This is a genomic window from Comamonas sp. B-9, assembly GCF_000410635.1.
Classification (GTDB): Bacteria; Pseudomonadota; Gammaproteobacteria; order Burkholderiales; family Burkholderiaceae_C; genus Comamonas.
The window spans coordinates 1-8,629 of the sequence record NZ_APCR01000483.1; the positions used below are offsets into that span (position 1 = coordinate 1).

6 protein-coding genes are annotated in these 8,629 nt (G+C 65.4%); 3 read left to right on the plus strand and 3 right to left on the minus strand.

The window, feature by feature from the left end; translation table 11 throughout:
* Positions 1-2,260: PAS-domain containing protein (locus H928_RS26120; RefSeq protein WP_021025446.1), on the minus strand; the 2,260-nt coding region annotated here is incomplete at its 3' end.
* A 165-nt stretch (positions 2,261-2,425) separates the two neighbouring features.
* Here H928_RS26120 and H928_RS0104530 point away from each other — a divergent pair.
* Positions 2,426-3,769, plus strand: coding sequence for a dicarboxylate/amino acid:cation symporter (locus tag H928_RS0104530; protein ID WP_021025447.1), 1,344 nt, complete (start codon positions 2,426-2,428; stop codon positions 3,767-3,769).
* A 76-nt stretch (positions 3,770-3,845) separates the two neighbouring features.
* On the opposite strand, the gene H928_RS26125 is transcribed toward H928_RS0104530, so the two are convergent.
* Both H928_RS26125 and H928_RS0104540 read right to left on the minus strand, forming a co-directional pair.
* Complete coding sequence (locus H928_RS26125; RefSeq protein ID WP_239644883.1) at positions 3,846-4,472, minus strand: hypothetical protein; 627 nt, start codon at positions 4,470-4,472, stop codon at positions 3,846-3,848.
* A 325-nt stretch (positions 4,473-4,797) separates the two neighbouring features.
* Complete coding sequence (locus H928_RS0104540) at positions 4,798-6,519, minus strand: FMN-binding glutamate synthase family protein (RefSeq protein WP_021025448.1); 1,722 nt, start codon at positions 6,517-6,519, stop codon at positions 4,798-4,800.
* 216 nt (positions 6,520-6,735) lie between these two features.
* Between H928_RS0104540 and H928_RS0104545 the strand changes: the two genes are divergently transcribed.
* Positions 6,736-7,545, plus strand: coding sequence for a UPF0149 family protein (locus H928_RS0104545; protein WP_021025449.1), 810 nt, complete (start codon positions 6,736-6,738; stop codon positions 7,543-7,545).
* A gap of 139 nt (positions 7,546-7,684) precedes the next feature.
* The coding region (locus H928_RS0104550; RefSeq protein ID WP_021025450.1) for an SPFH domain-containing protein at positions 7,685-8,629 on the plus strand (945 nt) is incomplete at its 3' end.

Here is an 8,629-nt window from a genome sequence, read left to right on the forward strand (position 1 = left end):
CAGGTGCTGCCTCCGGGGGCTCGCGCGCGGGCTCCGGGGCCAAGGCGGTTTGGCTCAATGGCACCTCGACCCAGAAGACCGAGCCCCGGCCCAGCGCCGAGCGCAGGCCAATCGGGTGCTGCAACAGGCGCCCCAGGCGCTCGACAATGGCCAGGCCCAGGCCGGCGCCGCGCTCATGCTGGCGGCCAGTCTCCAGCCGGCGGAATTCTTCAAAAATCTCGCGGTGCAGGCTCTCGGGGATGCCCGGGCCCTGGTCATGCACCTCGATGCGCAGATGGCCGCCCACGCGGCGGCAGCCCAGCACGATGCGGCCCTGGCGCGTGTAGCGGATGGCGTTGGAGAGAAAGTTCTGCACGATGCGGCGCAGCAGCGCCTCGTCGCTGTGCACCACCGCGCGGCAGGGAATGACCTGCAGCTGCAGACCATGGCCCTGGGCCAGCACGCCCAGGCTGCTGCCCAGCTGGGCCAGCATGGGCTGCAGCGCAAAGTCACGGCGGTTCACCTCGAGCTGGCCCGATTCCATGCGTGCAATGTCGAGCAGGCTGTTCAGGATGTCGTCCTGCGAGGCCAGCGCGCCTTCGACATCGCTGGCCAGCTGCAAGGCCTTGTCGCCCTGCACATGCTGGCGCAGCAGCGATGCAAACACGCGTGCAGCGTTCAGCGGCTGCAGCAGGTCATGCACAGCGGCGGCGACAAACTTGGACTTGTAGCGGTTGGCCTGCTCGGCCTCGCGCTTGGCCTGGGCCAGGTCTTCGGTGCGGTCGGCGATGCGCTTTTCCAGCGCATCGGCCAGCGAGCGCAGCTCGCGCGCGGCGTTCTTGTAGCTGGTGATGTCGGCATAGCTGGTCACAAAGCCGCCATCGGGCAGGGGGTTGCCCCGGATCTCCAGCACCGTGCCGTCGGCCTTTTCGCTCTCGCGCGCATGGGGCTTGCCGCTGCGCAAAAACTGCATGCGCCGCTCGATGGCCTCGTCGATGGGCCCGGTGCCCAGCAGGCCCCGGCGCGCGTTGTAGCGGTACAGCTCCTCGACCGGCATGCCCACTTTCAACAGGCCCGCCGGCAGCCGGAACAGCTCCATGTAGCGCGAGTTCCAGGCGACCAGGTTCAGCGCGGCATCGATCACCACCACGCCCTGGGGCAGGTGTTCCAGGCTCTGGCTGTGGCCGGCATCGGCCTGGTGGGCAGCGGCCACGATGCCATCTTGCGCGCTGCGCAGCTCTTGGGCGTGTTGCTTGAGCAGCGCTTCGAGCTCTTCGCGGCTGCGCTGGCGCAAGGCCGATAAGCGCTGGCGCTGGCGCGCATAGAGCAGCAGCAGCGACAGCGCCAGCCAACTGCCGCCCGCCGCCCCTGCGGCCCACCAGGCAGAGGCCAGGCTGTTGTCCACATCGTGCAGGATATGCAGCTGCCAGCTGGTTTCGGGCAAGGTCACCGTTTGCCAGAGTTTGCGGCCCACGGCCGGGTCCTGCCACTGCACGAGCGCGCCGCCTTCGTCCAGCGGCTGCTCCTGCGCATAGCGCATGGGCTTGAGCGGCTGGCTGCGGTACTGCTGGGTGCGGTCCATCTCCTGCTGCGCAAGGGCATCGATGGGTTTGAGCTTGCGGTAGCGCCAGTCCTCGTTGCTGGCCAGAAAAACGACGCCGTTGGTATCGCTGGCCAGCACGATGTCGGGGTTCTGGATCCATTCGCGCTCGAGCTCCAGCAGCACGATCTTGATCGCGATCAGGCCCAGCACCCGGTGCTGGCCACCGGCATCGCTGCTGATGGCGCGCGAGAGGAAGTAACCGGCCTCGCCGGTGGTCACACCGATGCCGTAGAAGCTGCCCTTGTCCTGCGCCAGCGCCAGTTGCACATAGGGGCGAAAGCTGTAGTCCTCGCCCACATTGCTGGACGGCGTGCGCCAGTTGCTGGCGGCCAGTGCCACGCCCTGAGCATCGATCAAGGTGAGGGTGGAGGCCAGGCTGGCGCCGTTGGCCTGCTCCAGCTTGCGGTTGAGGCGTACCACCTGCTCGGGGCTTTGCGGGTGGGTGAGCGCCTCGCGCAGCTCGGCATCGAGCGCCAGCACATCGGGCAGCACCCGGTAGCGGTCCAGGCGCTGGCTGAGCGCCTGCGCATACAGGACGAGCTGGCGGTGGGCCTGCAGGTTTTCCTCGGCCAGGCTGTGCTGCAGCATCCAGTGCCAGGCGCCCGCAGCAGCAGCGGCCGTGCTCAGCAGCACGGCGCAGAAGGTCCACAGGGATCGCAGGGAGCGGCGGGGAATCATGGCTAAGGTGTAACAACGGGCTAGGTAGTTTCCCTGGGTTTGGGTTTTCCGTAGCTCTGGGAAGGCAGCGCCTAATACTAATGTCTAATGGGCAATCTGTAAGGGCTGGGATACAAACGCGCCTCAGCGCACCGAGTTGGTGCCGAGAATCTTTGGAGCCCCACCATGCAGATCGATACCACCGCCAGCCAGGCGCCTGTACAGGCACCGCCTTTTTACCGGACTTTGTACTTCCAGGTGATTATCGGCATCACCATCGGTGTCTTGTTGGGGCATTTCGAGCCCCAATATGGTGCGGCGATGAAGCCCTTTGGCGATGCCTTCATCAAGCTGATCAAGATGATCATCGCGCCGGTGATTTTCCTGACCATCGTGACCGGCATTGCGAACATGACGCACCTGAGCACCGTGGGCCGTGTGTTCGGCAAGGCCATGGTGTACTTCCTGACCTTCTCGACCCTGGCGCTGATCGTGGGCCTGATCGTGGCCAATGTGATGCAGCCGGGCGCCGGCATGCACATCAATGTGGCCGATCTGGACCAGAAGGAAGTCAGCTCCTACGTGGCCAAGTCGCATGACATGACCTTGACCGGCTTTGTCATGGACATCATCCCCAAGACCCTGATCAGCCCCTTTGTCGGCGACAACATTTTGCAAGTGCTGCTGGTGGCGGTGCTGTTTGGCGTATCGCTGGCGATGGTTGGTGACAGCGGCAAGCCCGTGCTCAACCTGCTCGAATCGCTGACCAAGCCCGTCTTCAAGCTGGTCAACATCGTGATGAAGCTCGCCCCCATCGGCGCCTTTGGTGCGATGGCGTTCACGATCGGCAAGTTCGGTCTCGGCTCGCTGTTGAACCTGGCCGAGCTGGTCGCGACCTTCTACATCACCTCGCTGCTTTTTGTGCTGGTGATTCTGGGTGCCGTGGCCCGTGCCTGCGGTTTCTCGGTGCTCAAGCTGATCCGCTACCTCAAGGATGAGCTGCTGCTGGTGCTGGGTACCTCGTCGTCCGAATCGGCCCTGCCATCGCTGATGCACAAGATGGAAAAGGCCGGTTGCAGCAAGTCGGTGGTGGGCCTGGTGGTGCCTACCGGATACTCGTTCAACCTCGATGGCACCAACATCTACATGACCCTGGCGGCGCTGTTCATCGCTCAGGCGACCGACACCCACCTGACCCTGGGACACCAGATTGCGCTGCTGCTGGTGGCGATGCTGAGCTCCAAGGGCGCTGCGGGCGTGACCGGCGCGGGCTTCATCACGCTGGCTGCCACCCTGGCCGTGGTGCCGGAAGTGCCCGTGGCCGGCATGGCGCTGATCCTGGGTGTGGACCGTTTCATGTCCGAATGCCGCTCGCTGACCAACTTTATCGGCAATGCCGTTGCCACCGTCGTGGTCTCGCGCTGGGAAAACGCGCTGGACTACACCAAGCTCAACGCGGTGCTGAACAACGAGCCGGTGCTGGAGAATGCGCCCGTGCAGGTGCCCGTGGTGGATACCGCCAAGGGCTGATCAACACCCCGCTCCAAAAGGAATGGCCTGCAGATGCAGGCCATTTTTTTGTCGGTGAAATGCAGCGAACAGGTGGTTAGGGCAGTGGGCGCAGCAGGCCATACATCGCCCGCAAGCGCAAGGTATCGCGCCCCAGCTTGCGCTGGTTGGGCAGCTTGCCGACCCAGCGCATCTGCTGCACGGTGCGCTCCAGCGCGGCGCGCACGGCAGGATCGGTCTGCGCCAGCCAGGCATGCCAGTCGGCACGGGCTGCCTCCAGGGTGCCGGCATTGTCCAGGAACAGCGCGGTGGAATGCGCATAGCACAGCGCGTCCTTGACGATGCACAGTGCAGGCGGCAAGGTCGCCAGCGGGTCGTCTTCAAAGTCGATATAGCCAATGACGCCATCGGGGCAGCGCACCATGTTGCGGGCAAAGGCCTGGCTCAGGCAGGTGCCGCTGGCATGTACGCGCTGCAGCGCGGCAAAGCCTTGCTGCCACAGCGCCAAGGTGCTGGCGGGGGCTTGGCGCGCGGCGGCCTCGATCTCGTCGCTGAGCGACGGCGTATCGCCGCCGGGCAGGCCCAGGTGGCGCATCAGAAAGCCCTCGGGCGCATCGGCCAGCACGAGCGGCACGCGCAGGCCGCGCGCATGCAGGTCGCGCAGGCGCCGCACCTCGGTCGCAATGGCGGCTTGCCCGCCCGGGGTGACCACGGGTTGCAGCACCGGCGGGTTGCAGCACCGGTACATCCAGCAGGCGCGAGAGCAGGCCCAAGGTCCGGTAGCGCCAGGCGGCTATCGCCGGGCCGGCTTTTTTGAGCCAGACCGATTCGCCCGGCAGCTCATAGCGCACGACGTTAAAGGCCTGGCTGGCCAGGTGCTGCTGCAAAAACGCGGCATAGTCCGGGCGCTCGGTGGGCAGGGCGCCGGGCGGGGCGCCAGCGGGGGCAGGGGGCTGTAAGGGGGAAGCGGTATCGGTCATGCGCAAGCGGGGCGCACGCCGCAGCGGCCACTCCAGCAACAGTGAAAACCTTGCATTATCGCTGCCCGCTCAAGAGGCCTCGGCCGCCTGGGGCACCATGTCCTGGTGGTCGGCCGGTGCCGAGGGTTTGACATGGGGCTGCGCCAGTGGCTGGAAGCTCTCGGCGCTGGCCAGCGGCCAGTAGGTGCGAAAGACATCGTGCTGGTGCGCCAGGTCGTCCAGCAGCGCGCCGGGCCGCACCTGCAGCAGCAGGTTGGACAGCAGGCGCACCTCGGTGTCGCTGATGCGGCGCACGATATGGTGGGCATTGAGCTCGCAAGGGTGCTGGAGGCCGGCGGCCTGCACCAGCTCCTGCAGCGCATGCAAGGTGCTTTTGTGAAACTGGGCCACGCGCGTGGCCTTGTCGGGCACGACCAGGGCCTGCTGGCGCACGCCATCTTGCGTCGTGACGCCAGTGGGGCAGTTGCCGGTGTGGCAGGTCTGGGCCTGGATGCAGCCCAGCGCCATCATGAAGCCCCGGCCGGCATTGCACCAGTCGGCGCCCAGCGCCATCATGCGGGTGATGTCAAAGGCGGTGATGACCTTGCCGGCGGCGCCCAGCTTGATGCGGTCGCGCAGATTCACGCCGATCAAGGTGTTGTGCACCAAGAGCAGGCCTTCTTGCAGCGGCACGCCGACGTGGTCGGTGAACTCGACCGGCGCTGCGCCAGTGCCGCCTTCGGCACCGTCGACGACGATGAAGTCCGGCGTGATGCCGGTCTTGAGCATGGCCTTGACGATGGCAAACCATTCCCAGGGGTGGCCCAGGCAGAACTTGAAGCCGGTGGGCTTGCCGCCCGAGAGCGTGCGCAGCCGGGCGATGAAATGCATCATCTCCTCGGGCGTGGAGAAGGCGCTGTGCCGGGCTGGCGAGATGCAGTCGATGCCCACCGGAATGCCGCGCGCCGCCGCAATCTCGGGGGTGACCTTGGCGCCGGGCAGCACACCGCCATGGCCGGGCTTGGCGCCCTGGCTGAGCTTGAGCTCGATCATCTTGACCTGGGGCTGGGTGGCGTTGGCGACGTAGCGCTCTTCGCTGAAGCTGCCGTCGTCGTTGCGGCAGCCAAAGTAGCCCGAGGCCACCTCCCAGATCAGGTCGCCGCCGTGCACGCGGTGGTGCTGGCTGATCGAGCCTTCGCCGGTGTCATGGGCAAAGCCGCCAATCTGCGCGCCCTTGTTCAGCGCCAGGATGGCATTGGCCGACAGCGCGCCAAAGCTCATCGCCGAGATGTTGAAGACGCTGGCATGGTAGGGCTGGGTGCAGGGCGCGACCGATTGCGACGGCGCATCGGGCGAGCCGCCGATCCAGACGCGGAAGTTATGGCCGTCCAGCCGCGTGGGCGCCATCGAGTGGTTGACCCATTCATAGCCGCGTGCGCCCACATCCATCAAAGTGCCAAAAGGGCGGTTGTCCGGGTCGCCCTTGGCGCGCTGGTAGACCAGCGAGCGCTGGGCGCGCGAGAAGGGCAGGGCCTCGGTGTCGCTTTCGATAAAGTACTGGCGCATCTCCGGGCGGATGAGCTCCAGGAAAAAACGCATATGGCCGATGACCGGGAAGTTGCGCAGAATGGCGTGGCGCGTCTGGCGCCGGTCGCGCAGGCCCAGCAGCGTGAGCGCGGCGCCGGCCAGCACGGCCAGCCACCACCAGGCGCTGGCCTGCAGCACGAGCGCGATGATGCCGACGACCAGCAAGAGCATGCACAGCGCCATCACGGTGTAGCGGACGGGGAAAATCTTGTTGAGCTGGTTCATGGGGTGTGGGGTGCAGGTCAGACCGCCCAAAAGCGCGCGCAAATCCCGGGCTGCAGCACAGGCGCCTGGCTGGCGCTACACTGCAGGCCCTGCCTGGCGCAGCGGCCGTCTGCCATTGCAATGTTGTTACAAAACCAGACCCATCATAGGGGGCGCTGGTGGCATTGCAAGCGTGCAGGGGTTTGTGCTGTGCGGCCCCCTATTGAGAGAGCTCCGATGACCCAGCCCCAGATCCCCGATGGATTGAATGACGACCAGTTGACCGAGATCGACCAGATCCTGGAAGACATGCGCACGCGCGCCGAAGAGATTCCGCAGTGGGAATTTGCCGACGGCGCACTCACCGCGCTGGTCTGCACGCGCCGCGCGGTGCCGGTCGAAGAGTTTCTGCCGATGCTGGTGGGCGATGGCGAGCTGCTGGAGCGCGATGCGGACGGCAAGCTGCCGCAGCTGCCGGCCTTCCAGGACCGGGCCCAGCAGGACCGTTTTCTGGAGCTCTGGCAGATCCGCTGGAACGAGGTGACTGCCCAGCTCGACGCCGATGTCAAGAGCCTCGAAGATGACGACACCTTCCAGCCCGATGCGATGGACATGCGCGGCGCCATTGCCAGCCTGCCCGAGGAAGAGCGCCAGGAGCTGGACGGCCAGGAGATCCCCTCGTTCGGCCAGGTCTGGGCGCTGGGCTTCATGTTCGTCGTGGAAAACTGGGCCGATGAGTGGACCGCACCGCGCGACAAGGAAGCGGCCCGCTGGCTGAACGATGCGCTGGAATCGGTGGTGGCCCTGACCGAGGACGACACCGGCACCCCCACGGTCTGCATGTACGACGAAAACGGCCCGGCCAGCACCAGCCAGGAGCGCGTGGAGACCTTTGGCGAGGCGATCTGGGCGGTGTATGACCTGCGCCAGATCTGGAAGAGCATGGGCCCGCGCCAGGCCACCATCGTCAAGGGCGAGGTGCCCGGCCGCAACGATCCCTGCTCTTGCGGTAGCGGCAAGAAGTACAAGAAGTGCTGCGGTGCCTGACCACCAGATTTAAAACATTTCTCTGCCAACAGCCGCTTTTGCGGCTGTTTTGCCGTCAGGCCGCTCAGGGTCATCGCCATGGACGGGCAGTGGCTCTAGAATGGCCTGGTTTTCATCCTCTTTTGGCCAAGGATCACCGATGAACCTCATGAACATCATCACCAAGCAACTGATCGAGATCATCGAGTGGACCGATGACTCGCGCGATACCTTGTCCTACCGCTGGCCCGATGAGGACAAGGAAATCAAGAACGGCGCCCAGCTGATCGTGCGCGAATCGCAGCAGGTGCAGTTTGTCTCCGAAGGCCAGTTTGCCGACCTGTTCGGCCCCGGCCGCCACCAGCTGACGACGCAGAACATCCCGATTCTGTCGACCCTGCGCGGCTGGAAGTACGGCTTCAATTCGCCCTTTAAGTGCGATGTCTACTACATCAACACGCGCCTCTTTACCGGCAACAAATGGGGCACCTCCAACCCGGTGATGATGCGCGACAAGGACTTTGGTGTCGTGCGTCTGCGTGCCTTCGGCACCTATGACTTCCGCATTGTGCAGCCGGCCAAGTTCCTCAAGGAAGTGGCGGGCACGGACCAGAATTTCCGCCTCGACGAGTTTGCCGACACGATGCGCTCGCGCATTGTCAGCATCTTCAGCGAAGCGCTGGCCAAGGCCCAGGTGCCCGTGCTCGATGTGGCCCAGCGCTACACCGAGATGGGTGATGCGCTGCTGCAGCTGATCAACCCGGCCGTCACCGAAAAATACGGCCTGGAGATCACCAGCTTCCTGCTGGAAAATGTCTCGGTGCCGCCCGAGGTGGAGCAGGCGATCGACAAGCGCTCGTCGATGAGCGCAATCGGCAACCTCAACGACTATGTGAAGTACCAGATGGGCCAGGCGATGGCCAATGGCGGCGAAGGCGCGGCAGCGGCCACCATCCCCGCGACGATGGCGATGGGCTTTGGCATGGCGCAGGAGATGATGAAGGGCATGCAGCAGCCGTCCGGTGGTGCTGCCAGCGACCCCTTCTCGCCCGCTGCCGCACAGGCGGCGCAAGCGGCACCCGCTGCGGCTGCGGCTGCGGCCGCC

Bases quoted from the DNA above. Each gene is read 5' to 3' on its own strand.
- H928_RS0104540 (WP_021025448.1), bottom strand. From the start codon at position 6,519: ATGAACCAGCTCAACAAGATTTTCCCCGTCCGCTACACCGTGATGGCG.
- H928_RS0104545 (WP_021025449.1), top strand. From the start codon at position 6,736: ATGACCCAGCCCCAGATCCCCGATGGATTGAATGACGACCAGTTGACC.
- H928_RS0104530 (WP_021025447.1), top strand. From the start codon at position 2,426: ATGCAGATCGATACCACCGCCAGCCAGGCGCCTGTACAGGCACCGCCT.